The organism is Paenibacillus sp. P32E, from assembly GCF_001909085.1.
GTDB lineage: Bacteria > Bacillota > Bacilli > Paenibacillales > Paenibacillaceae > Paenibacillus_AQ > Paenibacillus_AQ helianthi.
On the sequence record NZ_LVYY01000077.1, the window covers coordinates 117165 to 143784 of the forward strand.

The window sequence follows — 26620 nt, forward strand, 5'->3', positions numbered from 1 at the left end:
ACCGCGGCCTATATTCATACGTTTGTTAGAGGGGGTTGTCCATTGTTCCGTACCTGGTATCGCCGGTTGCTGCTGTCGTACTTTCCTATTTTTTTGCTTACTGTGACGATCCTGATTTTCGCCTCTTTTGTGTTTATTAACGATATTTCACGGACGGAGACTCAGAAAGCGGACCGTATCGCCGCCAAATATCTAGTGGATAATGTAGAGCGGACCATCAAGGAAGTCGAGCTGGCGGTGCTGGAATCCGCTGAACGAAGCGATGCCTATAAGCGTTATTTCAACAGTGAAGGCCAGAGGGATACCGGGGCAATCTATGCGGTGGCACAGAACCTGCGCATTCTGACAGACGACTCGTCCTACATTCAGTCCATTTATGTATATGACAAGAAAAATGAAAGCGTTATTACAGAAACTGGATTAAAGAATCTGAACGGATTCATAGACGAAGATTGGATTCGCCACATTACCTCCGGCACGGTGAAGGAGGGGTGGCAGCCCGTCAGAGAATACAAGGATGAGTTCATTCAGCGCACGCCTGTACGTGTGCTTACCATAGATAAAGGAATGCCGCTGCCCTTCGGCTCAGAGGGTGTGCTTGTAATCAATATCAAAATGAGCGGAATTGAACAGATTGTGGACAGTATGGTTAACGAGCAATTGTCTTTCCTTACGATCTATGGAAGCGATGGACAGACATTGTACCAGGCCCATTCGGACAGCGAAGGTGCCGAGAAGGGCAAGCTGCTGAACACAGTTTATCTGGAGAAGCTTGGCTGGAAGTTCGCCAGCGGGATCAAGGCCGGCAACCTGTTCAGCTGGGTTTCTGTGATCTCCTATCTCTGGGTGGCGATTGCGTTCGGAACGGTGGTATGTGCGGTTCTATACCTGATCTATGTTACCCGGCGCAACTATAAGCCGATTCAGGTGATTATGAACCGGATTGAAGGCCATCAAATCCGGACGATGGATCAATCCGCCTCCAGGCCGGATGAAATGATGCTCATTGATGGAGTGCTGGAAGATCTGATCAACCATATGACGGATTATGATAAAAAGAGCAGGGAGAATCTGCTGCTGCAGCGCAGCAAGCTATTCACCGATCTGCTGCACAGTGAACGGCTGGACAATGCCGTCCAGCGGATGGAGGAGCTGTCGCCGCTCTCCGGAGCCGATCCTTCGTCCCGCTTCACGGTTGTGCTCAGTGAAATTAACAGCTACGAGAAGGTATTTCAGGATCGATACACCAGGGGCGATCAGAATACGCTTAAGTTTGCCCTGATGAATGTCTTTCAGGAATTGGCGCGGGGGGCGGATCTGCAGGGCTGGGCGGAGTGGATCAGCACCGACCGGGCGGCGATTCTCTTCCTGGCCACCGGCAATGATGAAGAGATGACTGAGAAAATACGTCTTTTTGCCGGGCAATGCCGCTCCTGGGTTGAGCAGAATTTGCGCATCTCTCTAAGCTTCGGCATTGGTCCGGCGGTATCCGGTCCGGGTTCAATTCGGGACTCTTATGTTGCAGCGGAGAATGTTATGCAGCATAAGCTTCTGATGCACGAAGATATCGTTCTGGCGGAAGGCGGGGACTCACGCCAGCCGCTGCTTGAAACGTATAAGTATCTACAGATGATTGCGGAGTTCGTTAAGCAGTTTCGGATGTCGAGCGGCCAGTGGCGGCAGCGGCTGGAGGGGATTTTTGAAGCGTTTGAACAGGACTTTCTGCAGGATGCCGATATTCGTTCTCTAATCCAGGCTATGCTGCAGATGCTGAACCGGGAAGTAGCCGTAATGTCAGAGCAGCTGCAGGATGAGCTGTCGGCGGAGAACGCGGCGGAGCAGTTGAAGCTGCTGGAAAAGGCGGAATCCATTCATGAGGTGAAGGACATTCTGTTCGAGTACCTGACCGATGTATTCCGTACCTATGTTTCGGTAAGCGAAACCAAAAGTTACAAGGCAATGGTAAATGAGATGAAGAAGTATATTGAAGAGAACTTTGCCAATCCGGATCTTTCCCTGAAGCATTTAAGCGACCGGTTTCAGATATCCGGCAAATATGGCAGTTATCTTTTTAAGATGGAGTTTAATATGAAGTTTGTTGATTTCCTTACGCAGCTGCGGATGGAGGAAGCCGAAAAGCTGCTGCTGGAGACGGAATGTTCATTGCAGGATATAGCACTTAAGGTGGGCTATGCGAATGCCATCACTTTCGGGAGGGTATTCAAACGGGTGACCGGAATTACGCCGGGCGATTACCGCTCTTTGAAGCGCGGGCACAAAGCCTCCACAACATGAAATATAAACCGTATCTTTGCACCGGATGAAAGGTGAACGGCCCGGACCGGAATATTGCTCGCCAGCCTCCGCCGGGAGGACGCAAGCAGTGTTCCGGTCTTTATTTCAGAAACCTTGAAAGCGCTTTATTTTACGAAAACAGTGGTTTGGATAAACAGGAAGGCCGAATTTATGGCAAGGTGCATTTCCGAAACAGGTTTATTGTCAAATGATCGGATGCTATGAAATACTGTGGGCATCCCAAACGACAAGCGGCAGGGCAGAGCACAGGATGATGCGATGTGGATACGCTTACAGGGGATATTTAGGATTAAGGCTTGGGGGAACATAAAGTCACCATTACGGCCTGTACAGGCGAAGGAGATGGAAAGATGACAGTGAACACAAACCAAGGATTTTGGAAGAAGGCAACGGGGATCACATTGACTGCGGTAATGGGGGTTTCCCTGCTGGCGGGATGTTCGTCCGATTCCAAAGAGAATGCAGCAAACGGAGGGAAGGCGACGGAGGGAAGCAGCGCTAAGCGCGTTACCTTAAAGGTGGAAGTGTTTGACCGCGGCAACAGCCCGGCGCCTCAAACCATTACCAACAACTTTTTATCCAAGCTGGTGCAGAAAAATTTCGGTGATCCGAACAACATTGATGTTCAGTATGTACCTATTCAGCGCTCTGAGGAAGTAACGAAGCTGAACGTGCTGATGGCGAGTGACAGTGATGTACCTGACATCGTGTTCACGTATGATTCAAGCGTATTTTACCGCTATGCGGGACAGGGCGGTCTGACCGATGTCGGCAAACTTCTCGATGAATATGGTCCAAACCTGAAGAAGTTTATCGGTGACGAAACGCTGGCATTCGGTCAGCTGGATGGCAAACAGTTCTCCATTCCGGGTAAACGTGCTATCACGGGCCGTTACAGCTCCTACATCCGTCAGGATTGGCTGGATAAACTGAGTTTGCCTGTTCCAAAGACGACGGATGAGCTGTATACAACTTTGAAAGCGTTTAAAGAGAAGGACCCGGGCAAGCTCGGCAGCAAAAACATCCCGATGGGTATGGCACTTGCGCCGGCTCAGTTCGAAACACTGATCTACTCCTTCATTAAGCCGATCAGCGGCGATCTGACTTACAGCCAGCGGTACGAGCTGCCGCTCCATGAGGGCTTCAAGGATGCAATGCAGTTTATGAACAAGCTCTATAACGAAGGACTGATCAGCAAGGACTTCGGTCTGGATAAAGATAAAACGCAATTGGCCAAGGACATCCAGAATGGCAATACCGGCTATTGGTCAGAAGATGTGGATGCCCAGTTCTACAAAGACGGCACCATGGATAATCTCTACAAAAATGTGCCGGGAAGCAAGGTTACTCCGGTAGACGTGTATACCAACGCCAAAGTTGATAACAAGTACATTAAATCCCGCTATGCCTCTAACGGTATGTACATCATGATTCCAAAGAGCAGCAAGCGCGCCGTAGAAGCAATTAAATACCTGGATTGGATGTCCACAGGCAACAACCTGATTGATATTTACAATGGGGTTGAAGGTGAGAACTATGATATGGTGGACGGAATTCCGGTGGTCAAGGAAAATGTCTCTCAAGAATTTGCCGATCGCCTGTTCAATGGCGGCGACATGGCCATCATCTCTAACGGTAAGAACCTCGGCGATCAGGCAACCAACGAAAAAGCATGGGTGATGGGCTTCCCGAAAAACAATCAGGAAATGCTGAAGCAGTCGATCGCTATCGCCAACACGGACACCGTAGGCCCAATTGTCTTCGGCAAGCCGATTGAAGGGGAAGCGCAATATGGCACCACACTTACAGATAAGCTCGATGTGATCATTGTAAAAACAACGATGGCCAAACCGGATCAATTTGAAGCGGTGTACGAGCAGGAAATGAAAGACTTCATGTCTTTGGGCGGAACCAAGCTGAAAGAAGAACTAGAGCAGGCGGTTAAGGAACTTCCGGCTAAATAGACAAATATAAAAAGTGAAAGCTGGGGGGAAGTGAAGGCCGCTTCACCCCGGTTTTTCTCCATAGGAGGAAACCCCATTGAGCAAAGCGTCATATTTAAGACGGTATTGGCAACTGTACGCGCTGCTTGCACTGCCGATTGCCTATTTTGTGATCTTTCGCTACGGTCCGATGTATGGTGTGCAGATTGCGTTCAAAGATTTCAACCTGTTTCAGGGAATCGGGGGCAGTGCATGGATAGGATTTGACGCCTTCCGCGAGGTTTTTGGCATGAGGGAGTTCTATACTACCCTTCGCAATACGTTTATGCTGAATTTTCTTGATTTGATTGTCTCTTTCCCGGCCCCGATCATACTCGCGATTATGCTGTATGAGATCCGGTCGGTATGGTTCAAAAAAATATCGCAGACCCTTTTGTACATCCCACACTTCATTTCCTGGGTGATCATCGGGGGAATCGTATACCAATTGTTCGGCAACCAGTCCGGTATGGTGAACGAAGTTCTGGTAGGTCTGGGACTGGACCCCGTACCGTTTCTGACGGAAAAAAATCCGTGGCTGATCACCTATCTCTTCACAGGTGTCTGGCAAAGCGCCGGTTGGGGAACTATCCTGTATCTGGCAGCGTTAACGGGTGTCAACAGGGAGCTGTTTGAAGCTGCTGAAGTAGATGGGGCGACAAGACTCAAGAAAATCCGTTACATTACGCTTCCAAGCATCAAACCAACCATCATCACATTGCTGATTCTCAACCTCGGAAAAATGGTCAGCATCGGATTTGACCGTCCTTACGTAATCGGTAATACAACGGTCCGTGAATACTCCGATGTGCTTAGCACCTTTGTATACCGGATTGGTCTGGAATCCGGGCAATATACGCAGGCTACCGTCATTGGGCTGTTCCAGGCCGTGGTGGGGCTAGTGTTCATTCTGGGTTCTAACTATATTTCGAAAAAAACGACCGGTGACGGCATTATATGACAAGGAAGGAAGGAGGCGGAGTGCTATGAGTGAACGTACCTCAAACCGTATTTTTGATATCGTTAATATTACATTGGTTACGTTGTTCGTTTTGTTCTGTCTGGCTCCGTTTTTACACATCATTGCGGTATCCCTAAGTTCCAACCGGGCGATTACCTCCGGCGAAGTGACCCTTTTCCCTATTGAAGTGAACTGGGATGCATACATTCAGGTGTTTTCGAATGATTCCATGATCCACTCTTTGATCTTCACCATTATTCTGACGGTAGCCACAACTGTGCTATGCATGCTCTTCACCGTCGCAGCAGCCTATCCGTTGACCAAAAAGAATCTGAAGGGCCGTAAGGTCTTCATGTATCTTATCGTCGTTACGATGTTTTTCAGCGGCGGAATTATTCCCGAATATTTGCTGATTCGCGATTTAAAAATGATCGATTCGGTCTGGGCGCTTATTCTTCCCGGTCTGGTCAGCCCTTTTAATCTTATTATTCTGATTTCCTTTTTCAATAACATTCCTCCCAGTCTGGAGGAGTCGGCCGAAATTGATGGCAGCTCCCATTTTCACACACTGATGCGTATTGTGCTGCCGCTATCCATGCCTGTCATGGCTACGCTCGCTCTCTTCTATGCAGTGGGACGGTGGAACGGCTTCCAGGATTCCCTGATGTATATCAACAGCCCGGAACTGTATCCGCTTCAGCTGAAGCTGTTCCAGATGGTACAGAACAATATGGTCTCTGAGCTGACACAGCTGGAAGGTTCGAACAGGACTGCACTGACACCGGAGAGCCTCAAGGCGGCCACCGTCATTTTCGCCACAGTCCCTATCTTAGTTGTTTACCCGTGGCTGCAGAAATATTTTGTTAGCGGTGTTATGCTGGGTGCTGTCAAAGGCTGAACCGTTAACGGTCAAGAAAGGAGAACACTGTTATGGAGGATAAAGGAGTCTTTTCCTTCTCAACATGCTGGAACATTAAACGCCATACCATAGGCAGTGAAATGGTCCGGGAAATCCGTGAGCTTGGCTTTCGCCGCGTAGAGCTGAATTATAATGTGACCCAGGAAATGCTCACTACCATCGAGCCAATGATCGAACGGGGAGAGATCGGCATCTCCAGTGTCCACAACACCTTCCCTCACGTTCCGGACCCTGATTATGGTACGGATTCCGTACTGCTCGGCTTTGGGGAGGAGGATAAACGGCTGCGTGCGATCGAGCTGCTGGTCCGTTCAGCCGAATACACCCAGCGCTATGGGGGCGAAGCGGTTGTTGTGCATCCCGGCGAAGTGCCCTTTCCGAATGATATCAGCAAAGAGCTGGAGCAGATCTATAACGGACAGGGCAGAGATTCAGAGGCTTACCGCAGCAAATGGGCGGAGCTGATGGAGCGGCGAGAGGCATACAGCGCCGGCTATGTGCAGAAGATTATCGAAAGTCTGGATGAGGTATGCAACCGGGCGTTGTCGAAGGGACTGAGTGTCCGCTTTGGCATCGAGACCCGCTCCAGACCGCAGCAGATTCCGACGCTCGCGGAAGCCAAGACGATCATAAAAGCGCTAAAGGGAGCGCCTGTAGGCATCTGGTACGATACCGGTCATGCCATTATGATGGATCGCTTGGGACTGTACGATAGTGTGCGGGAAATGGAAGGCCTGATGGGGGATATTGTGGGTGTCCATATTCATGAAACCCTTGGTCTTTCCGATCATTGGTGCCCCTATGTGAACAGCAAGGATATGGAGTTCTATGATGCCTATTTGCCGATGATCGAGCGGGCACAGGTCAAGGTGTATGAGCTGAAGGCAGCCTGCCGGCCGGAAGAGATCGATGAAAGCCATTCGCTGCTTGCGGGCAAGCTTGCGGCCAGAGGTCAGGCCTGATGCTGAGCGATGCCGACCGGTTACTGGCTGCCAGATATGCCCCGTGCTTATTGTTCGATCCGTGCGAGCCGTTCTTTCCTGTTCGCATCGGTATAACGGTACTGCGGCAGGAGGGGAACTCTCCCTCCTTCCGGCGGCGTCTGATTGTTAATCACCCCGATGTGGAGGCTGTTGTGGAATACGCCATTTATTACGATTATGATATTCAGCATCTGTATGATCTGGAGCATGTGTGGGTATACATCGGCAGGGACGGAGAGGTGGCGGATGTTGAAGCCAGCTTTCATGGTAAATACCTGAAAGGGCTGCTGCACGGACGGACTAATCTGAGCGGAACGCGGGCTGCTCTGTATGTCCAGCCCGGCAAACATGCGCTCTCTCCGCTTCCTGAGTTATTTGAGCTGCTGCCGGGATTTGTGTCCTGCACGCAGGAGGAGGCGGGCGCAGACGGTCTGATCTATGGCGACTTCTATAGCGGAGTTCTGACGACGGACGAAGACATTGACAGCCGGGTCCGCCGTTACCTGCAAACCTTCCGGTTCACTCCCTCTCTGACTTACCAGAGCTGGGACTATGCAGATCGGGAGGACCTGTTCGTTTCCTGGAGTCAGTTATTTGCTGAGATTCCTGAGCGTATTGGGAGAGAGCTGGAACGGATATAGGAACCTGGCATTACCCAGGCATGAAGCAGAATGTGTATTGGAGGGAATTACAATGTATAAGCAACTGGTGGAGAGTAATGACAGAGCGGTGAAGGAAGGGTTATCCCGGCAGATGCTGGATCCGCAGAGCCGCTATTATGGCGGGACGATAGATCCGGGCACGGGTATTGCCTGGGTCAATCACACGACTGGCACGCCGACGGACATGTGTTACTGGGGAGCGGCTCTGGTCAATCCCGATTCTGCGTACTACCTGGATGAAGCGCTGCTAAAGCGGCTGCTTCTGGCTACGGAGTTCGTGCTGCGCTTTCAGCATGAGGACGGCTCTATATCTCCGGGCTGGACGAACTTTCATTCTCCGCCGGATACGGCTTTTGTCATTGTCGGTTACGCTCAGCTGTACCAATTGCTGGCCCGCAACGAATGGCTGCCGCTGCAGCCGGTGCTGGACAATATGCGGCTGTTTCTTGAACGGACCGTGCCTGTCATGATTACGGGAGGATGCCATACACCGAATCACCGCTGGGTCCTGTGCGCAGCACTTGGATATCTGCATGAGCTGTTTGGACTGGAAGAGGCTGTTCAGCGGGCGGATCATTGGCTGGCGGAAGGGATGGACATTACGCCGGACGGGGAATGGACGGAGAGAAGTAATGGGATTTACAGCGCAGTCAGCGACATTATGCTGATTCATGCCGCCCGTCTGCTGAATCGCCCGCAGCTGCTGGACCCGGTTCGTCAGAATCTGCGCATGATGGTATATCTGGTCCATCCTTCGGGCGAGGTCGTTACCGATTATTCCGGCCGGCAGGACCTGGGCAGTGTTCACGATCTGTCTCCCTATTATTTACCTTATGCGATTCTGGCCCGCTCCGATAAGGATGAGTTATTTGCGGGTATGGCTGAATGGGCTGGACGTTCGCTTGCAGATCCGGGTGTCTGCTCGGTTAACGCGCTCGTGCGGATGCTGCTGGAGCCTGAGCTACAGCAGCCGCTTCAGGCAGCGGCGCCCCTTCCTGTAAAATATGAGGAAATGCTAAACGGCGATTTCCTTCGCCATAGTTATTTGGAGCAGATGGATGATGCCGGCCATGGGGGACGAATCTACCACAGCCGGCTGCATACTGATTTCGGTGCACCCGTTGCCCGCTACAGGGATGGCAGTACCAGTGTAACGCTGATTACGGAGACGCCGTCTTTCTTTGCGCTGCGCCATGGTGCCGTAAGGCTGCTTGCCGTTCAGGTGGCATCGTACTTTTATCCGGGATATGTGCCGATGCAGGAAATGACCAAGCTGCCCGAAGGATACCGCCTGGCGGGAGAACAGAAGAAGGGCTATTACGGCCCCGTCGAGGAGGCACTGCTTCCGCCAACATCCCGAACGCCGGTCAGTCCTTGGTATTTGCTCCCGCATCAGAGCCGACCGCTTACGCATGAACAGACATTCCGGGTACAAGCCGAGGTGCAGCGGACTGACGAGGGCTGGACTATCCGGCTGCACTGCGATGAGCCGGCGGAGGTCATGACACAGGTGTCTTTCATTTTCGGGAGCGAAGGAAGCTTCACCTCTGGAGAGCTGCAGGCTGCAGATGAGGACTGCTATCTCTGGAGCGGCGGCGACCTCCGCTATACATGCGGTGAGGACTGGATTGAATTGACGGGGGGCGGGAGAGAACATCTGGCGACCGGGGTACGGGAGGCCAAGCTGCAGAATAACTGCAAGGCGGTGCTGGTTAACGCAGTGACCCCGTTCGATAAGACATTCTCAATTTCATTATCTCCTTCGATGCACGGGGAGTAATGCCGGTCACATAGGCAGACCGCCTTGACTTATGCAGCTCATATGTTAGAATAGCGAGGCCCTAATTCTAATATAAAGAAGTGAACTTATGCTAGAGCCCAAGGTGAATGTGAAGCAGGGCCGCCTGTTTCTCGACAAGTATTTTTCTGGAGAATCCATTGACTATCGTCAAATCATATCGTTATTTCTTCCTATATTGGTAGACCAGGCCTTTGTGGTAGGGCTGAACGTCGTGAATACAGCGATGATCAGCTCTTCCGGTGTGGCGGCGATCAGTGCGGTGAATATGATAGATTCGCTGAATATTTTTCTAATCAGTGTATTCATCGCGGTATCCACTGGCGGAACCGTTGTTGTTGCGCAATATAAAGGCAGCGGGAACGACCTAATGGTCTCCAAAGCTGCCGCCGGAGCGGTCTCCTCTGTTTCGCTGATGGCATTTGCCATCGGCTTATTTGGCATTGCGTTCCATGGACCTCTGCTGCATCTGCTGTTCGGTGCGGCTTCGCCGGAGGTCATGTCGAACGCCCGTACGTATCTGATTGGCAGCAGCCTGTCCTATCTGGGGATTGCTGTGATGGAAGCGGTGTGCGGCGCACTGCGCGGCATCGGGAGGACCCGTGTGTCCCTCGTACTCTCGCTGATTATGAACTTTTCTTATGTGCTGTTGAACTTCGTGTTCATTAACGGGCTGCATATGGGTGTGTTCGGCATGACCATCGCGATTAATACCTCCCGGTATCTGGCTGCGGTCTGCTCGCTGATCTATTTGTTCCGGCTCGACAGCAGCCTGCGGGTGAAGATCCGGGACTTATTGGTTCTCAACTGGACCATGCTCCGGAGAATTATGTTCATCGGCCTGCCGTTTGCGGCGGAGCAGATGTTCTTCAATGGCGGCAAGATTCTGACGCAGATTTTTATTGTCAGTCTTGGCACCTATGCCATTGCGACCAATGCAATCACTTCCTCGATCGCCGGGGTCATGCAGATTCCCGCCAATGCATTGTCGCTGACGCTGATCACTGTCGTTGGCCAATGCATGGGAAGCCGGAATACCCGGGATGCGCGTAAATTCGTCAAGTCGTTTCTGTGGCTGTCCTCAGCCTCTTTTGCCTTGATGGCGCTGCTGATCTTCCCGTTATTCCACCCGCTGGTGTCGCTGTTCCATCCGCCGCAGGAGATTGTCCGGGATATCTTCATTGTTTTTCTGATGAATTCGATTGCCCAGATCCCGCTGTGGTCGATCAGCTTCATTACCCCTTCCGCGCTCCGGGCGGCTGGCGATTCCAAGTTCACATCCATCGTGTCCATGCTGTCCATGTGGCTGTTCCGCGTAGTGCTGGGCTATATCCTCGGCATCGTGCTGCATATGGGGATTATCGGGGTTTGGCTGGCCATGAACTGCGAGTGGGGCATACGCGGCTTCATTTTCCTCCGGCGTTTTCTCGGGGATAAGTGGGTTCAGCATAAGGTGATTTAACCCCTAAGGTATATACGATAAAAAAAGAACCCATTGTCCACGATAAGTGGAGATGGGTTCTTTAAGTCCGTTGAAAGTACCAATAAACGATTCAACGGTATTTGAAAATGTTTATTTAGCGATATTAAACCAACCTGGCATGGCTTGAAATACATTCCAAAGTTTTTCCGGAATATTAAGCTGGTCGAGTTTCGAAACGTTCAATTCAGAATCCACCTCGGCTTCACGTCCATTTGCGACCTTCTCAACCCAATTAGGATCCATAATTAACGCATGTCCAATGGCGACTAGCGGCAAGCCTAATTCCATAGCATTAAGGGCATCATCTGGTGTTATTATGGAACCGGCAGCCATCACAGGTATCTTCCCGTTTGCTCTTTCAAGAATGAGTTCAAGCCGTGTTTTTTCATCTTGACTATCTACTGGCTTTGAAGACACATTATCTAATGAAGCATGAATGTAATCCAAATCCTGTTCAACAAGGAAATCAATTAATTCATACGTGTCTTTCATACGTAATCCGTCCACTTTGTGGGATTCTTCAGGGGAAAGCCGGAATCCAATAAGGAATGGTTTTGTAGCATGTTTTTCAATGACATTTTTGACCTCTTCAATAATTTCCAATGGAAAACGCAAGCGATTTTCAAGGGATCCTCCCCATGGGTCCGTCCGTTGATTTGTTGCTGGCGACCAGAAGTTTTGAATTAAAAATCCGTGAGCCCCGTGAATTTCGACGCCATCAAATCCGGCTTCAATTGCTCGTCTTGTTGTGTCTCCAAAAGCACGTACAATCGACAAGATCTCCTCATGGGATAGTTCTCTTGTTTCCGAAGTTGAACCTAAATTAGTAACTTCGGGCTGCAATGCACTCGCACTGACGGCATCCAGCCCAGGCACGGCTTTATTACCAGCATGAAAAATTTGCAGGACCGCCGGAGCGCCTCCACTTTTGGCTGCCTCAGCTAATTTTCGTAAACTTGGAGTGAATTCATCATTGTACCCAGCGAATTCATTCGTAAAACCCTGCCCATTAGGCGTAACATGAGTACATCCTGTAATCACGAGTCCTACTCCATTCACCCTTTGTTTGTAATATTTTACTTCGTCATCCGAAAGGGTAAGATCGTCATTACTTGACCAGGTTGTCATTGGGGCCATAACGATACTATTCTTAATGGTTACTCCATTTCTGAATGTGAAGGATTCAAATAACCTGCTGTATTTCTGATTCATTTTATTAACCTCGCTATCCTGTTATATTTTCTATTTCAGTGTAATTGGTTGCTGTTACGGTAAGTAAAGGGTTTATTTTTATATGGTTACATAAAGGGTTTTTATGTTATCGTTATCTTTGTGATCTATATTTAGTTACAGTAACTGTAACTGGAGGTGAGACGAGTAGATGCTGTATTCAATGACATATGTAGTGGAGAATGTAGATGTATCTGCAAAGACACTTAGATTTTATGAAGAGCAAGGGATATTACCAAACATATCTCGTGACGAAAAAGGCCGCAGAGTGTATACCCAACAACAAATAGACTGGATTTCTTTTATTCGTTGTCTCAAAGAGACAGGAATGCCTCTTTCAAAAATAAAGGATTACAAGGAGCTTTATGAACTGGGGAATAACACCTTTTTGCAAAGAGAAGAAATGTTAATGCAGCATAAATTGGAAGTGCAGAAGAAAATTGACGAAAGTTTTAAACACTTGGAGGAAATAAATTATAAAATTGCCATGTATGAACTTCAGAAAGAAGAGGTTATGAACAATCCCAACTATGACTTTAAATGTCACGGTTACTTAAGCTCCCAGGACAAGATCGTCCAATAAAACAGCAAATATAACGGATATAAGAGGTGCGATGAATGAGATTTAATGAATTTTTTGTCGGGCAAGTCTTCAGAACCAAGTCCATCAGAATGACTAAAGAGAGTATTACGAGATTTGCAGCGGAGTTTGACCCTCAATATATGCATTTGGATGAAGAGAAGGCGAAGCAAGGAAGATTTAATGGAATTATTGCTTCAGGTATACAAACCATGGCGGTCTCATTCAAACTTTGGGTGGAAACGGGGAGTTATGGTGATGATGTTATTGCTGGAACCGCTATGAACAATCTTAAATTTACTAAGCCGGTGTATCCGGAGGATGAGTTGTATACCCTTGTTGAAGTGACCGAAGTGAAAGAGAAGAAGAATGACACGGGGAGCGTTACTGTATTGCTGTCCACGTTCAACCACAACGATGAGAAGGTTTTTGAAGGTGATTTAACCGTACTGATTAAGCAATAACCTACACCCCAACAAAAGATATCCCTGACTCCTGCAACGGATAAGGGATATCCTCTAGCCTGAATATCTTTACAGAAGGATCCTATTGGAGTGTCTTGGTCATTATCAGATCGATTTGTTCTTCATCACCCATATAGAAAGAGTGGGCTCCGGTTTGAACAAACCCTATTTTTTGATAAAAGGTAATGGCGCGCTCATTTTTTTCCCAAACCCCGAGCCAGATCTTCTCTTTATTCTGTTCTTTTGCTATGGCTATAGCTGTATTCATCAGATAGCTGCCAAGTCCCTGCTTATGGAATTTTTTGCGGATATAAATCCTCTCAATCTCAAGCGAAAGATTATCCATGATTTCAGATTGAGCCTCATTAGTGTTGACCTTTAAATACCCGGCAAGTTCCCCGTTAGAATGAATAAAATAGAATTCCGAAGAGATAGTTAATAACTCCTTCTCTAATTGCACTGCGTTAAACGCTTTTTCCAAGTAGGCCTTCATATGCTCAGGTGAATTTTGATCCTCAAATGTCTCCTTAAATGTTTCAACACTAAGATCTTGAAGCAATCCCAGATCTTCTAATGTGCACTTTTTTATAGTTATAGTCATTTTAGGTGCCTCCTTTTAAGCAATCAATAAGTTCTCTGGTTCCCCTTTTTTACAAACTCCCAGTCTTTTTCTACATTTTTTCTGACTCTTTGCAGCAGGTCGAAAACCGTTTCCACTTCACTTTCAGAGAATCCGGATAGTGCGACCTTATTGGAATAATCGTTTTCCCTTTTAATAAAAGGGTACACAGTCATCCCTTTCTCTGTAGGAAATAGTTTATTAATTTTACGATTAACGGGATCATCATTCTTCTTAATAAATCCGTTAATCTCCAGTTTCTTTATGGCACGAGCCGCTGTTGTCCGGTCTACCTTTATCATTTCCGCTAGCTTCTCTTGAATCATTCCCGGATTTTCACATATTCGCACGAGATACAAGTACTGCCCTTTTGTAAGATCATATTTTTTAAATTCTATATTACTTACAGAATCCAATGCTCTGGCAATCATTCCAACCTCACGTAAAATTTCTTTCATAATTGCCACTCCGCTACTCATGTATTTTTCAAACGATGTAAAAAATAATACATTATTATTGTTGTATTTACAACAAAAAAAGAGACTGCCCCTTCTTGAAAGGCAGTCTCTTTTTGATATCCCGTTTATTGTACCGGTGTCCCGGCAGTCTCTTTGGCAAAAAAGTTCGGCAAGTATGCTTTGTTCGCTTCCAGCATTTCGTCCAGCATGGCAATGGCCACCTCTACGGAAGGCACAAGCGGATGATGTGCGAGCGCCTGAATCGCCAGGCTGCGGTCCCCGGTGACAGCAGCATCAATGGCCAGCTGCTCGTAGGTTTTGACGGCATGGATCAGTCCCTTGGCCATCGGAGGGATCTTGGTCAGCGGCAGCGGCAGGGGGCCGGTCTTGGTCACCACGCAGTTGACCTCAATGCTCGCATCCTCCGGTAGGAAGTCCAGGACGCCGCGGTTCGCCACATTCAGTGTCTGGATGTCGTTCGTGCCATTGTGCAGGGAACGCATCAGATTGACCGCAGCCTCGGAATAAAAGGCTCCGCCGCGCTGCTCCAGCTGCTTCGGCTTCTCGCTCAGCTCCGGATTGGCGTAGATGGCGAACAGTTCCTCCTCTACATGTTTGACCACCTCGGCCCGGTTGCCGCCTTGCTTGAAGGATTCCTGCTGCTCTGCGAGCATGGCATCGGTCATATAGAAATATTTCAAATAGTAAGAGGGCAGTGCATGCAAAGATTGCAGGAACTCGGGATTCCACTCCCGCGCTGGAACATTCTTCGCACTGTAGCCAGCGGTGTCGGCCAGCATGTCATCCAGCTTGTCTTCTCCTTCAACATCAATGCGGGTAATCCAGTGCAGATGATTCAGGCCGACGAACTCGGCATAGATCCGGTCAGGGGCGGCATTGTATTTGGCCGATACCTGCTTGATCAAGCCGATGGGTGCATTACACAGCCCCACACTCTTGACGTTCGAATACCGCAGCACTGCTTCGGTAACCATTCCGGCCGGATTGGTGAAATTCAGCAGCCAGGCGTTCGGCGCCAGCTCCTCGATATCCCGGCAGATGTCCAGGATGACCGGGATGGTACGCAGTGCCTTCAGCATTCCGCCCGGGCCCGTCGTTTCTTGGCCGATTACTCCATACTTCAGCGGGATGGACTCGTCACGGGCGCGGGCATCCAGCATGCCGACACGAATCTGTGTACTGACGAAATCGGCGCCTTCAATCGCTTTGCGACGGTCGGTGGTGAGGTGGACCTCGATGGGAAGCCCGGATTTCTCTACCATCCGTTTGGCCAGACTGCCGACGATATTCAGCTTGTGCAGGCCGGGGTCAATGTCCACAAGCCATAGCTCGCGGACCGGAAGTTCCTTGTAATGAAGAATGAAGCCTTCGACGAGTTCCGGGGTATAGGAAGACCCTCCGCCGATGACGGCGATCTTAAGGCCTTGGTTAGTTGCCAAGATTAATCACTCCTGTCTGGTTGTGATGGGGATTGCTTCGAACTCTTGAAATACACGCATTTTCTCATAAATATCGTTGTTTACAGGAATACCGTCTTCTTCGAGTGCTGACCATACAGCACCGACGACAGGTTCTGTGGTTAAGGTGACCACGGAAGCGTTCGGAGCTGCGCTGTGCACCGCATGCTCAATCGGGCCAGTGATCCAGCCCCGGTCACCCCGGGTAAGGAGGCTTCCGGCGAGCACTACGTCAAAGGCCTCGTTCTCCATGCCCAGCCTGTGAATCACGGCCGCAGCCGCCTTGCCCAGCTCCACGCCCTGACGGTGCAGGATCGCAAGCGCTGCGGCATCACCTTCGGCCGCTGCCGGGAACAGCAGGCGGGCGGCGTCCAGGGGCACAGACTTTCCATGATCGAGGAAGTCATCGAACATCCCTCCGACATGCGTATAGCCGAGCAGCTGAAGCAGCGGCTCTGTGAGAAGTGTAGGCGCTTCCCGCCCGTCCCAGGCCCGGAGTACGGTGCGGAATACTTCGATATTCAGCGCTCCGCCGCCGCCGAAGTCGCCGTACATATAATCAAAGCCGCCGCATTGATAGTGCCGGCCCTCACGGCTGCGCCCGGCGGCATTCGTGCCGGTGCCGCAGATGAGAGCAACACCATAAGGGCGTTTCGTACCTGCACGCAGGCCGATCATCGGGTCGCCGCTGATCGTATAATTCGTAAATCCGATGCTGCGGATCATCGGATGGAGGATGTCGTAATCCGTCTTGCGGTCAGCACCGGCCAGACCCAGATAAGCATGCTTAACCTCGCCAAGCCGGAGTCCTGCTTCCGCAAGCGCCGCGAAGGCTGCCTCATGGATACTGGCCGCGGCCTGACGGGCCCCCATCTGATGGTTCCCATTGCCGCTCCTGCCCTTGCCAAGCACATTGCCATGCTCATCGCAGAGCAGAGCGTAGGTTTTGCTTCCTCCGCCATCGATGCCCAAATAGTAAGCCAATGGTCGTCACTCCTAAAGTTTTGTAGCCACGCATCCTTGATATATACTCCGCAAAACTCGCCTCGAAAGCATAGTCTAAGTTTTGTGAGCTTTCACATCCTGAGTTACTTCGTCATCCTGTACTTAACTGCCGGACAGTACGGCTCTACTTGGATAAAGTAGATTCACGTACAATTAATTCCGGATCAATCCTTACGTTGGCCCCGCGTTTCATCGTTCCATTCATGCGTTTCAGCAGCATGTCGGCTGCGGCTATACCGATCTTGTCTGCCGGCTGGCGCAGGGTTGTCAGATGCGGGCGAAGCTGGGAAGCAATGTAGTGGTCGTCATAGCCGACAACAGCTACCTCTTGCGGCACGCGCACCCCGGCTTCCATCAGGGCATTGATCACGCCAAGGGCGATATTATCATCTCCCGTAAATACGGCGGTGGGCAGCTTGCCCTCGGACAGCCAGCGTTTTGCAGTATCGTAGCCTTTGGTAATTTCAAAATCGCCGTGAACAATCTCAAAGGGTTCCAGCCCTTGTTCCTTCAGTGCCTTCAGGAAGCCGGCGCGCCGTTCCTTGGTACTACGGAACATCTCATGCCCGCAGAGATGGGCGATAGAGGTATGTCCCAGCTCCAGCAGGTGGCGGGCGGCGGCATAGCCGCCTTTTACGTTATCAATAGTAATCGAATAGCTGTCATTCTCCGGCTGCTGATTATCAATCAGCACATAGGGGATGCCGCGCCGCTTCAGCTCCACAATATAGTTGTCCTCTTCCATCGGCGAGAGCAGAATCAGGCCGTCCACCCGGTCCTCCTGGATCAGATAGTGGTTCTCGTCTGAGGCGATACCCGTAGAGATGGAGATGGCCAGAAAATAGCCGTGCAGCGCCAGCACCTCATTCAGCTCTTTGACCACCGCATCGAAGAAGGAATCCTGCAGGGTCGTTACAATCAGACCGATGATGCCGGTCTTGCCGCTGGCCAGGCTGCGGGCCGCCGCATTGGGGCGATAATCCAGCTCTTTGATCGCGTCCAGCACTTTTTGGCGGTTCTTCTCGCGCACCGAGCCTGCCCCGTTAATGACCCGGGAGACCGTTACCACGGATAACCCGGATTTTTTGGCTACATCAAAAATACTCACTTTCATCTCAAACGCTCCTTGCGGCGGATTTTCCGAATCTATTCCCTGCCTACAGTATACAGGGCTTGCCGCATATCCGCTAAAGGCAGGAATTTATCTCTTAATAATCTCAGTCACTTTCTTCTGAATCACCGGCATAACCTCCTCGAGTGTCTGATGTCCGGTCTCGACCGGCTGCATCTCATTGATGAACATGTCGTTGATCTGCGAGTAGTTGGTGATCAGATGGTTGTAGGATTCGAAGCCGTATTTGACTGCACCCTCGTAGACCTTCTTCACATCCGCCGGATCAATGCCGTCAAAATGCTTATAATATTCTTCCGCAGCTTCCGTATTGACCGGAGGATTGCCGCCGCTCAGCTCGATGGATTTCTCCTGAACTTCGGTGGTCATCAGATACTTGATCCATTCAAAAGCTTCCTTCGGATGCTTGGAGCCCTTCAGAATCAGCAGCGGATCAACGAACAGCGTACTGCGCACCTTCTCGTTACCTCCCCAAGGGACGGCGGCTACGCCGATTTTGAATGGAAAATCATTCGCTCCCGCCAGGTTCCAGGAACCGCCGATGGACATGCCGATTTTACCTGCAACGAAGGGGTCACCGTTCTGTCCGGCCACGCTTTTGCTCCACTCGGAGGTGGGAGAGACCTTGTCCTTGAATATCAGATCGAACAGCTTTTGGTAAGCGGCAATCACCTTGGGGGAGTCAAAATGGGTCTCGGATGGCACGCCGCCGTTCGTCCAGGTATCTTCAGAATAGGGTTCAGCTCCGAAATACAGCGGCCGCATATCGCGCTCGGACCAGGTGAAGTCCACGCCGTACTGCGTTTTGGCAATGTCGTCAGAGACGACGGTCATTTGCTTGGCCTTTTCAACCATTTTGTCAAAGGTCCAGCTTTTGTCCTCATAGTCACTTGGAGGGTAGGAGAGCTTCGCGGCATCGAACATATCTTTGTTGTACAGCATCAGGGTGACATACATGTTGACCGGGATGCCGTAGGTGCGGTCCTTGACGGTGTAGATTTTCATGAGATTGTCAGGAATGTGATAATCCTCCGGCTTGAATCCCACTTCCTTAATCAGATCGGTCAGATCGAGCAGCATGCCCTTGTTGTAATATTCCGCAAAACCGCCATAACCGTAATGGCTTGTGACATCAGGCGATTTGCCCCCGGCGATCAGGGTCTGCAGCTTGCTGTCGAACTGCTCGTAAGGCGCTTTTTCCACCTTGACCCGGATATTCGGATGCTCCTTCTCAAAATCGGGAATCAGCTTCTCGATAAACGTGCGGTCCTCGGAATCAATGGTGTAGTGGGTGATGGTTACTTGTTCTTCTGTGGTGCCGCCACTTGCCGCGCCATTATTTCCTGCAGCCACATCACCCGCCGATTTGCCTCCGCTGCAGCCGGATAAGGCCGCCATTACAGTTAGTCCTGCTGCAAGCAGCAGCGAGGATGTTTTTCGGTTACGTGTGTTCATCCGTTAATCCCTCCATCATTTCAAGTCGTATTGGACCGCCGGATAGGGCGGGGATTACTTGATGCCGGTCAGAACAATGCCTTCCACGAACTGCTTCTGGGCGACCGCGAACAAGGTCACAATGGGAAGCATCGCCAGTACGGAAGCGACCATCAGGAGGTGCCACGGCGGGATGCGGAAGCGCGACGAGGTGAGTGAGGCCATGCCGACCGGCAGGGTGAATTTCTCCGATGAGCTTAAGTAGAGCACAGGTGTAAGCAGGTCATTCCAGCTGTAGATAAAAGCAAAGATTGCAACGGTTGCCAGTGCCGGAGCGGACAGCGGCAGGGCGATCGTCCACCACATCCGCAGCTCACCGCAGCCGTCGATCCGGCCGGCATCGAACAATTCCTCGGGCAGCGTGGAGAAGAATTGCCGCAGCAGGAAGATGTTGTAGGCCGAACCGAAGAATGCGGGTACGATCAGCGGCAGGAAGGTATCAATCCAGTTCATATGGGAGAACAGCACGAACTGCGGGATCATAATCGCCGGATAGGGCAGCATCATGGTGCTGAGCAGCAGGATGAACAGGAATTGGTTGCCTCTGCCCCTGAACCGGGCGAACCCGTAGGCGACCAGCGCCGAAGAGATCAGGGTGCCGATGACAGTCAGCACAGCGATGGTCAGACTGTTCTTGTACAGGGTACCGAAATGCAGCGTGTCGAAAATCTCACGGTAGTTGCTCCACGCCCAGCTCTCCGGCAGAAAGGTCGGCGGGAACTTCAGCATCTCCCGCTTCGATTTCAGTGAGGTGGAGACCATGAAGAACAGCGGCAGCAGCATAAGAAAGGTGGTAATCAGCAAAGTGATGAAGCTGGCTGCCTTCACGGGATCGACCCTCCGGCGGTGCGCAGAAGCGGGTACACGGTGGTTGGCTGTTTTGACGATGCTCATCGGCGTCCGCCTCCTTCATAGTGCACATAACGGTTCGACAGCTTCATAATGATAGCGGTGAACACCATAACCACGATCAGCAGCACCCACGCCAGCGCGGAGGAGTAGCCGGCACGGTATTCCTTGAAGGCGCTGGTGTACAGATTGTAGACATAGAACCAGGTAGAGTAGTTAGGACCGCCCTGTGTCATGACGAAGGCCTGGGTGAACACCTGGAATGAATCAATCAGACCCATGATGAGCTGGAACAGCAGTACTGGCGAGATCATGGGCAGGGTGATATTCAGGAAAATCCTGAAACGCCCGGCCCCATCCAGGTTGGCGGCTTCGATCAGGCTGGCAGGGACGCCCTGCAGCCCGGCGAGGAAGAGGATCATGCCTGAACCGGCGGTCCACAAGGACATGATAATTAGCGCATACAGCGCCGTGTCGGGATTCATCAGCCACGCCGGACCATGGATGCCGAACCAGGAGAGCATGTAGTTGAAGAGGCCGATCTGCGGGTTAAAGATCCAGTACCACAGGAGTGACATCGCCACCCCAGACACCATGCTGGGAAAATACATCGCGGTGCGGAAGAATCCGCGCAGCGGGATCGTCTGGTGCAGCAGGAGAGCGAAGCCAAGACCGAGCAGCAGCTGTATTGGCACACTGATGAAGGTGTACCTCAGGGTGACCGTGACCGATTTCCAGAACAGCTCGTTGTGAAACATCTCTGTGTAGTTGGCAAGTCCGATGAATCTCGGCGGGTGGATGATGTCATAATCCGTGAAGCTGTAATACAGCGACGAAAGAATAGGGTACAAAGCAAACACCAGAAAACCGATTAACCACGGGGAAATGAACATATACATGTAGAAGGTCTGCCGCCGGCTTTCACTCTTAATCACTAACACACCAGCCTTTCTTGTTTAAAAGTTTAAGCGCTTTAACTTTTATAATAAATAAACGTTGTAATATGGAGTTAATAAAGGGAATATAATTTATAAAGTTTAATCGCTTAAACTTTATAAATAACCTGATGAGATTATCATAGAGGATGGGCTGGAAATAATCAACCCCCAATTCATCAGATAAAGCGCTACCAGTGAAGAAATATAACGCTAAATAGAATTTTCGGTTGGGTTTTCGGTTTGATCTGCTGGGGTTATGAGTATTTGTGTGAAGTAATATGACATTTTGGAAAAGGCGATGCGGTATCTAGAGGGGGAGATTTGGCTTGCGGAAAACAAAAGCCCCTCCGCCGATTGGCGGAAAGGGGCTGGGCTCGAGAATATCTTTTCACTTTATCATCGTATTATTGGTTATGACCCCGGTTAGTTACTAACACTAGCAATTTCTTTGAATTCGTCAGCACTGTTAAGCGGACATGATATTTCGTTGCAGCGAAGAATCTTGTGGCCTTCCAATTCAAAGATAGCAATTAATTCAACTTGTCCGCTATTTCCATTTTTCTTTGTAACATCTACCGTATAGCGTAATGTCATTGTTTGTAGCTCCTCATCAAACAATGTATCATAGAAAGGCGAAACTCTAATTTTTTCTACCATTTCTTTTAGTGTAGCGATATGTTTCGTGAACTCCTCTTTGTTCGTTTTTACCCCATCCGTCACCTGATAATATTCTTCGCTAAAATAGACAGGGATCTTTTCTAAATTCAAACCAACCACAATATCGTTGTACATATCTGTTAAAAATTGAAGCGCTTCTGTTTTATTCATTTCAAATCACTCCTAGGTTATATGAGTTTTGACCAACCATCAAGAAACCGAATGACAACATCGAGTTCTTCCTCAGAGAAGGTGCGAAATAAGTCATAATATTTCCCCTCAATGATTTTATGAAGCTTATCATGCTCGACTGCTAGTTCTCTTCCTGGGTGTGTGATGTCATAATAAACTTCTTTGTTATTTTCAGCCTTTTTAGTGGATAGAAGTAGATCATTTTCAATGAGCGCATTCACAGCTTTTGTCACGGCAGGCTTAGACACGTTTAGCTCGGTGGACAGTAGTGTATTATTCCATCCATTTGGGTTCTCATTTACTAGAGAAAGAATATGGAGTTGAGTAATTGTCCATTTCCGGGTTGAGGGTTGTGCTTCTTTCGTCTTATCGTTTTCAGTAGTTCTTCGTGTAATATTTCTTTCCTTCTTCAGAATAAAACCTTGGATTGCGTTAAAAGTTTCTTGATATTTTTTAGATATGATAGGAGCACCTCCCTGTTTTTGTTAACCGGTTAATAATAATAGTTTACCGGTTAACAAATTTTTCGTCAAGTTTTTATCCCTCCGCAATTTACACAATTAGCTTGAGCCCTCAGATTCCAGCATCTGGTTTGAACGCTGAATCAATTCTGGAAATCTTGTTCAAAAGTATTTGCCATTCACCAAAAGCTATGGAATGTCCCTAAAAGTTTAAATAATTCACTATACGCACGCCTGAGAGAGGGCTTACAATTCACGGAGAACACGTGTCATCACCTAATTCCGGGGAGGAGGAGGATGTAGCCGCAGGAGGTATTTGAAGTGCCTTGTTATTTTAACAGCAGTAGAAAAAAGGAGATGAGCTGTAGAAATGAACAAGAAACACATTGGAATGAAGCGTATTCTGGCAGGTTTCTTTGGCCTAGTCCTTATTATTGGAATGATTCCTGCAATGTCCGCTACTGTAAGCGCTACCACTTCCGGAACGGCAAGTGAACTGACCGTCAACGGTACACCACCTGCGGGTCCCTATACAAGTGTTCCGGTTGGTGCGGCGTGGAATGACACTGCCGGAAATTCTATCCAGGCCCACGGCGGAGGTTTCGTGCAGCAGGGCGGCTGGTATTATTGGGTCGGAGAGAATAAATCCAGCAATTCCCACAATACTACAGGCATTAATTTGTACAGATCGAAGGATCTTCTTAACTGGGAATTTGTGTCTACGATCCTGTCCAATACGACAAACCCTGGATATACCACAGCTACAACACCCGGGCTCATCAGCTCCCAGACCCAGCAGTTCAATATGGAGCGTCCGAAGCTGATTTATGATCAGGCCAGCGGGAAGTTCGTTCTGTTCGCCCACTGGGAAAACGGGACCAGCTATGGGAATTCCCATATTCTGATTGCTTCCGCAGGTTCAGTGGACGGACATTACACCGTACTTCATAATTTCCGTCCGGGTGTGGGCTATGTAGGGGACCCTAATGAAAAAGACGAGTCCTATACGGGAACGGACGGCAAATGGGGTTATGGCTCCCGCGACTTCACCGTCTACCAGGATCCCGGCACCGGCGAAGCTTACCTGATCAGCACTCAGGATTGGCAGAACATGCGCGTGTACAAGCTTACGGAGAACAGCACGAATGTTGGCTGGCAAAACTCCTATCTGCTGTTTAGCGGCGGCAGAAGGGAAGCGCCTGCCATGATCAAGGCTAATGGCGTCTACTATATCATTACCTCCAGTCAGTCAGGCTGGTATCCGAATCAGGCCATGTATTCCTTCACCACCGATATCAGTAATCCAAGCGGATGGTCGGCTCTCCAGCCCGTGGGCAACAACACCACCTTCTACAGCCAGCCCACCAATATTATGGAGATTGCTGCGGCAGATGGCAGCAGGCAATATGTATACATGGGCGACCGCTGGAATCCCGAAGCTCTAGGCACTTCCGCTTATGTGTGGCTGCCCTTGAACATCGACAGTACCACACACACCATGACCATGAGCTATACACCGGGGTGGTCCCTCGACCCTGTGACCGGAGCATTTCACTTCCCGGATGTATCCAATGTTTCGCAAGGCAAACCGGTAGAAGGTGAAGACAATGTCGTTTCCGGCAAATTACTGAAGTACATTAACGATGGTTCCTACGATGAGGCAGATACATGGTCGGCAGGTACACTATACTATCAGCAAAATAAGGTCCCGTACGCAGTAACGATTGATTTGCAGGAGATATTCGATCTTTCCCGCGTGGATATCAGCTTCAAGCAATTCAATGGTTCCGAAGCCTATTACGACTATACGGTACAAGGCAGCAATGACAACAAGAACTGGACAGTCCTGGCGGATGAGACCCAAAATAAAATGACGGGCTTCAAAAGCAATACACTGGGGGGGAAATACCGGTATGTGCGGCTCTATGTCACCTCCGTCATTAATGCACACAATGGCAATTCCACAGCCAGTTGGGAGAACGGCATGCTTGAGGTCCAGGTGTATGCGAGCAACCTCACGAGGCCGATTGCCCCGCTGCCGGCAGCAAGTGAAGAGGGCGGCAGGTACACTTCAGATCAGACCCTAACACTTTCTAGTAAGGCCGACGGAGCCAAGATCTATTACACGACTGATGGTACAGAACCTACAAATCACAGTACGCTCTATACCACTCCGGTCACTTTGACGCTGGGCCACACGATTCTCAAGGCGGTCGCCTACGCAGAGGGCATGGAATCAAGCGGTGTGATGACCCAAGACTTCAATATCATCGACCCGAACATCATTGTCTCCGTGAGTAGTCCTACGGAATATGCGGTGACCACGGGGGAAGGGGCCTCTGGCCTTCCGGCAACACTTCAGGCGGTGAATGCTGCAGGGAATACGGTTACGGTGCCGGTCATCTGGAATACGGCCGGTGTGACCTTTAGTCCTTATACATCTGTGAAGATTACGGGCACATTGCCCGGATATCAAGTGAGTGCCACGGTCGATGTGGTAAATGCGGGACTAACCTACTTCATCAGCGGGGGTTCCCAGGGCAATTCCGCTTTTTATAACGCGGCTAAGGCTAAACTGGGTGGACAGCTGGTAAACGCAGTGTCTGATCAGGCATACAACGGACAATGGGGCTACACTGGTAAAATCGGTACTGACATTGGATATCACACCAGTACCAGCAGCATTTATGAGAGCGGCTGGTGGGCCTACGCCAATAAGAGCATCAATTACACCATTCATTTGGACCCTGGAACCTACACATTGATTTCCGGCTATAAGGAATGGTGGGGAGCCACCCGCGGCATGACCTTCTCAGCCAAGGATGCCAACGGCAGCGTACTTTCTTCTAAGAGCTTTACCATCAACAAAGCAACCCTGGCCGATCAGGAGAAGATAGAATTTACGCTGGATAAAGCCCAGAATATACAAATCAGCGTAAGCAAGGTCAGCGGCAGTGATCCTGTACTGGCGTGGCTGGCTGTGGAAAAGAAAACACCGGTCACGACGGCTTCATTCTCACCGGCATTACCGGATGGGGAGCAGGGCTGGTATATTAGCCCGGTATCGTTGACTCTTACTGCCGCTGAAGCAGGAGGAACTGTAACCGGCGCAGTGTACAGCGTTGATAACGGAACGTCGTGGAGCAACTACACCGGTCCGGTTACATTTCATGAGGATGGGCAATATTCCGTAGCCTATTATTCAACGGATGCGGCCGGAGGAGCCGAATATCCAAAGACCCGGACGTTTAAGCTGGACCATGCCGCGCCGGTCACGACGGCTAGCTTGGGCTCCGCGAGCCCTGCAGAATCCGGATGGTATACATCGGAGGTTAATGTAAGTTTAACTGCAAGCGACAATGTATCCAGTGTGGCGAAAACGGAGTACCAAATCAATAACGGAGATTGGACCCCGTATACCGGATCTATTCCCGCCTTTGATGAAGGAATTTATACCATAGGCTATCGCAGCACGGATCAGGCAGGCAATGTTGAACCCATCAAAACTCTTGAATTGAAGATAGACAAGACGGCACCAGCGCTAACCGTCCAATTGGATACAACAACCCTATGGCCGGCCAATCATAAAATGGTGACGATTCACGCTGCATTGAATCCGGGTGATGCTACATCTGGGGTTGAATCGGTAATATTAACCTCTATTACGATCAATGAACCGGACAGTGGTCAAGGTGATATTCAAGCCAGTGTAGGAACAGCAGCTACATCCTTTAGTTTACGCGCTGAAAAAGGGAAGGATAAGGCAGTGGGCCGTATCTACACAATTACGTATACAATAACCGACAAGGCAGGGAATAAAGAGACTTCTTCCGTAACCGTCAGAGTACCTCATGATCAATCTGTAAAAAATAACAATCAGCAAGCTGAATAATCAATAAGAAATTCTGCATCCGGTTCAATGTGGAAAAAGCAGGTCTGTCCGTGACCTATGTAAGGTG

22 protein-coding genes are annotated in these 26620 nt (G+C 49.9%); 11 read left to right on the forward strand and 11 right to left on the reverse strand.

Translation table 11 applies throughout. From position 1 onward, the window contains the following. Positions 1-42: 42 nt before the first annotated feature. The 8 genes from A3848_RS30545 to A3848_RS30580 all read left to right on the forward strand — a co-directional run bounded on the left by A3848_RS30545 (position 43) and on the right by A3848_RS30580 (position 11083). Positions 43-2295 (forward strand): helix-turn-helix domain-containing protein, encoded by a 2253-nt coding sequence (locus tag A3848_RS30545; RefSeq protein WP_074088787.1) that lies wholly within the window; start codon positions 43-45, stop codon positions 2293-2295. Between the two features lie 371 nt (positions 2296-2666). Beyond that, a complete protein-coding gene (locus A3848_RS30550) occupies positions 2667-4280 on the forward strand; it encodes an extracellular solute-binding protein (RefSeq protein WP_074088788.1) in 1614 nt (537 codons plus the stop codon). A 76-nt stretch (positions 4281-4356) separates the two neighbouring features. Continuing rightward, positions 4357-5259 (forward strand): ABC transporter permease, encoded by a 903-nt coding sequence (locus A3848_RS30555; protein WP_074088789.1) that lies wholly within the window; start codon positions 4357-4359, stop codon positions 5257-5259. A 25-nt stretch (positions 5260-5284) separates the two neighbouring features. Continuing rightward, positions 5285-6157, forward strand: a complete 873-nt coding sequence (locus A3848_RS30560) for a carbohydrate ABC transporter permease (RefSeq protein WP_074088790.1) — start codon at positions 5285-5287, stop codon at positions 6155-6157. Between the two features lie 32 nt (positions 6158-6189). Continuing rightward, positions 6190-7140, forward strand: a complete 951-nt coding sequence (locus tag A3848_RS30565; protein WP_074088791.1) for a sugar phosphate isomerase/epimerase family protein — start codon at positions 6190-6192, stop codon at positions 7138-7140. Next, entirely contained in the window at positions 7140-7802 is a 663-nt protein-coding gene (locus tag A3848_RS30570; RefSeq protein WP_074088792.1) for a hypothetical protein, read from the forward strand. The genes A3848_RS30565 and A3848_RS30570 overlap by 1 nt, the downstream gene beginning before the upstream one ends. A gap of 52 nt (positions 7803-7854) precedes the next feature. After that, positions 7855-9603 (forward strand): hypothetical protein, encoded by a 1749-nt coding sequence (locus A3848_RS30575; protein WP_074088793.1) that lies wholly within the window; start codon positions 7855-7857, stop codon positions 9601-9603. Between the two features lie 88 nt (positions 9604-9691). Further along, entirely contained in the window at positions 9692-11083 is a 1392-nt protein-coding gene (locus tag A3848_RS30580; protein WP_074088794.1) for an MATE family efflux transporter, read from the forward strand. 111 nt (positions 11084-11194) lie between these two features. Here A3848_RS30580 and A3848_RS30585 read toward each other — a convergent pair whose 3' ends face one another. Further along, positions 11195-12316, reverse strand: coding sequence for an NADH-dependent flavin oxidoreductase (locus A3848_RS30585; RefSeq protein ID WP_074088795.1), 1122 nt, complete (start codon positions 12314-12316; stop codon positions 11195-11197). 169 nt (positions 12317-12485) lie between these two features. Here A3848_RS30585 and A3848_RS30590 point away from each other — a divergent pair, with 169 nt between their 5' ends. After that, entirely contained in the window at positions 12486-12917 is a 432-nt protein-coding gene (locus tag A3848_RS30590; RefSeq protein ID WP_074088796.1) for a MerR family transcriptional regulator, read from the forward strand. 35 nt (positions 12918-12952) lie between these two features. Beyond that, positions 12953-13378, forward strand: a complete 426-nt coding sequence (locus tag A3848_RS30595; protein WP_074088797.1) for a MaoC family dehydratase — start codon at positions 12953-12955, stop codon at positions 13376-13378. Between the two features lie 82 nt (positions 13379-13460). Here A3848_RS30595 and paiA read toward each other — a convergent pair whose 3' ends face one another. From paiA to A3848_RS30645, 10 genes are all read right to left on the reverse strand, one after another. Then, complete coding sequence (paiA, locus tag A3848_RS30600) at positions 13461-13979, reverse strand: spermidine/spermine N(1)-acetyltransferase (RefSeq protein WP_074088798.1); 519 nt, start codon at positions 13977-13979, stop codon at positions 13461-13463. 23 nt (positions 13980-14002) lie between these two features. Next, the gene (locus tag A3848_RS30605; protein WP_074088799.1) at positions 14003-14455 is read right to left on the reverse strand and encodes a MarR family winged helix-turn-helix transcriptional regulator; all 453 of its coding nucleotides are present in this window, start codon (positions 14453-14455) and stop codon (positions 14003-14005) included. Positions 14456-14580: 125 nt separating this feature from the next. Continuing rightward, positions 14581-15915 carry a 6-phospho-beta-glucosidase gene (locus A3848_RS30610; protein ID WP_074088800.1) on the reverse strand — a complete coding sequence of 445 codons (1335 nt, stop codon included), beginning with the start codon at positions 15913-15915 and terminating at the stop codon, positions 14581-14583. A gap of 6 nt (positions 15916-15921) precedes the next feature. After that, complete coding sequence (locus tag A3848_RS30615) at positions 15922-16917, reverse strand: N-acetylglucosamine kinase (RefSeq protein WP_074088801.1); 996 nt, start codon at positions 16915-16917, stop codon at positions 15922-15924. Between the two features lie 145 nt (positions 16918-17062). Continuing rightward, a complete protein-coding gene (locus A3848_RS30620; protein WP_074088802.1) occupies positions 17063-18052 on the reverse strand; it encodes a LacI family DNA-binding transcriptional regulator in 990 nt (329 codons plus the stop codon). A gap of 87 nt (positions 18053-18139) precedes the next feature. Next, positions 18140-19525 (reverse strand): ABC transporter substrate-binding protein, encoded by a 1386-nt coding sequence (locus A3848_RS30625; protein WP_074088803.1) that lies wholly within the window; start codon positions 19523-19525, stop codon positions 18140-18142. 54 nt (positions 19526-19579) lie between these two features. Continuing rightward, positions 19580-20458 carry a carbohydrate ABC transporter permease gene (locus A3848_RS30630; protein WP_074088804.1) on the reverse strand — a complete coding sequence of 293 codons (879 nt, stop codon included), beginning with the start codon at positions 20456-20458 and terminating at the stop codon, positions 19580-19582. Further along, positions 20455-21312 (reverse strand): carbohydrate ABC transporter permease, encoded by an 858-nt coding sequence (locus tag A3848_RS30635; protein WP_074088884.1) that lies wholly within the window; start codon positions 21310-21312, stop codon positions 20455-20457. Before A3848_RS30635 ends, A3848_RS30630 begins: the two co-directional genes overlap by 4 nt. Positions 21313-21774: 462 nt before the next feature. After that, entirely contained in the window at positions 21775-22179 is a 405-nt protein-coding gene (locus A3848_RS30640; protein ID WP_074088805.1) for a nuclear transport factor 2 family protein, read from the reverse strand. 17 nt (positions 22180-22196) lie between these two features. Next, entirely contained in the window at positions 22197-22664 is a 468-nt protein-coding gene (locus A3848_RS30645) for a MarR family transcriptional regulator (RefSeq protein ID WP_074088806.1), read from the reverse strand. Between the two features lie 367 nt (positions 22665-23031). On the opposite strand from A3848_RS30645, the gene A3848_RS30650 reads away from it, so the two are divergent. Beyond that, positions 23032-26553, forward strand: coding sequence for an OmpL47-type beta-barrel domain-containing protein (locus tag A3848_RS30650; RefSeq protein WP_074088807.1), 3522 nt, complete (start codon positions 23032-23034; stop codon positions 26551-26553). The last annotated feature ends 67 nt before the right edge of the window (positions 26554-26620 follow it).

Bases quoted from the DNA above. Each gene is read 5' to 3' on its own strand.
- A3848_RS30550 (WP_074088788.1), top strand. From the start codon at position 2,667: ATGACAGTGAACACAAACCAAGGATTTTGGAAGAAGGCAACGGGGATC.
- A3848_RS30560 (WP_074088790.1), top strand. From the start codon at position 5,285: ATGAGTGAACGTACCTCAAACCGTATTTTTGATATCGTTAATATTACA.
- A3848_RS30565 (WP_074088791.1), top strand. From the start codon at position 6,190: ATGGAGGATAAAGGAGTCTTTTCCTTCTCAACATGCTGGAACATTAAA.
- A3848_RS30570 (WP_074088792.1), top strand. From the start codon at position 7,140: ATGCTGAGCGATGCCGACCGGTTACTGGCTGCCAGATATGCCCCGTGC.
- A3848_RS30575 (WP_074088793.1), top strand. From the start codon at position 7,855: ATGTATAAGCAACTGGTGGAGAGTAATGACAGAGCGGTGAAGGAAGGG.
- A3848_RS30580 (WP_074088794.1), top strand. From the start codon at position 9,692: ATGCTAGAGCCCAAGGTGAATGTGAAGCAGGGCCGCCTGTTTCTCGAC.
- A3848_RS30585 (WP_074088795.1), bottom strand. From the start codon at position 12,316: ATGAATCAGAAATACAGCAGGTTATTTGAATCCTTCACATTCAGAAAT.
- A3848_RS30590 (WP_074088796.1), top strand. From the start codon at position 12,486: ATGCTGTATTCAATGACATATGTAGTGGAGAATGTAGATGTATCTGCA.
- A3848_RS30595 (WP_074088797.1), top strand. From the start codon at position 12,953: ATGAGATTTAATGAATTTTTTGTCGGGCAAGTCTTCAGAACCAAGTCC.
- paiA (WP_074088798.1), bottom strand. From the start codon at position 13,979: ATGACTATAACTATAAAAAAGTGCACATTAGAAGATCTGGGATTGCTT.
- A3848_RS30605 (WP_074088799.1), bottom strand. From the start codon at position 14,455: ATGAAAGAAATTTTACGTGAGGTTGGAATGATTGCCAGAGCATTGGAT.
- A3848_RS30620 (WP_074088802.1), bottom strand. From the start codon at position 18,052: ATGAAAGTGAGTATTTTTGATGTAGCCAAAAAATCCGGGTTATCCGTG.
- A3848_RS30625 (WP_074088803.1), bottom strand. From the start codon at position 19,525: ATGAACACACGTAACCGAAAAACATCCTCGCTGCTGCTTGCAGCAGGA.
- A3848_RS30630 (WP_074088804.1), bottom strand. From the start codon at position 20,458: ATGAGCATCGTCAAAACAGCCAACCACCGTGTACCCGCTTCTGCGCAC.
- A3848_RS30635 (WP_074088884.1), bottom strand. From the start codon at position 21,312: ATGTATATGTTCATTTCCCCGTGGTTAATCGGTTTTCTGGTGTTTGCT.
- A3848_RS30640 (WP_074088805.1), bottom strand. From the start codon at position 22,179: ATGAATAAAACAGAAGCGCTTCAATTTTTAACAGATATGTACAACGAT.
- A3848_RS30650 (WP_074088807.1), top strand. From the start codon at position 23,032: ATGAACAAGAAACACATTGGAATGAAGCGTATTCTGGCAGGTTTCTTT.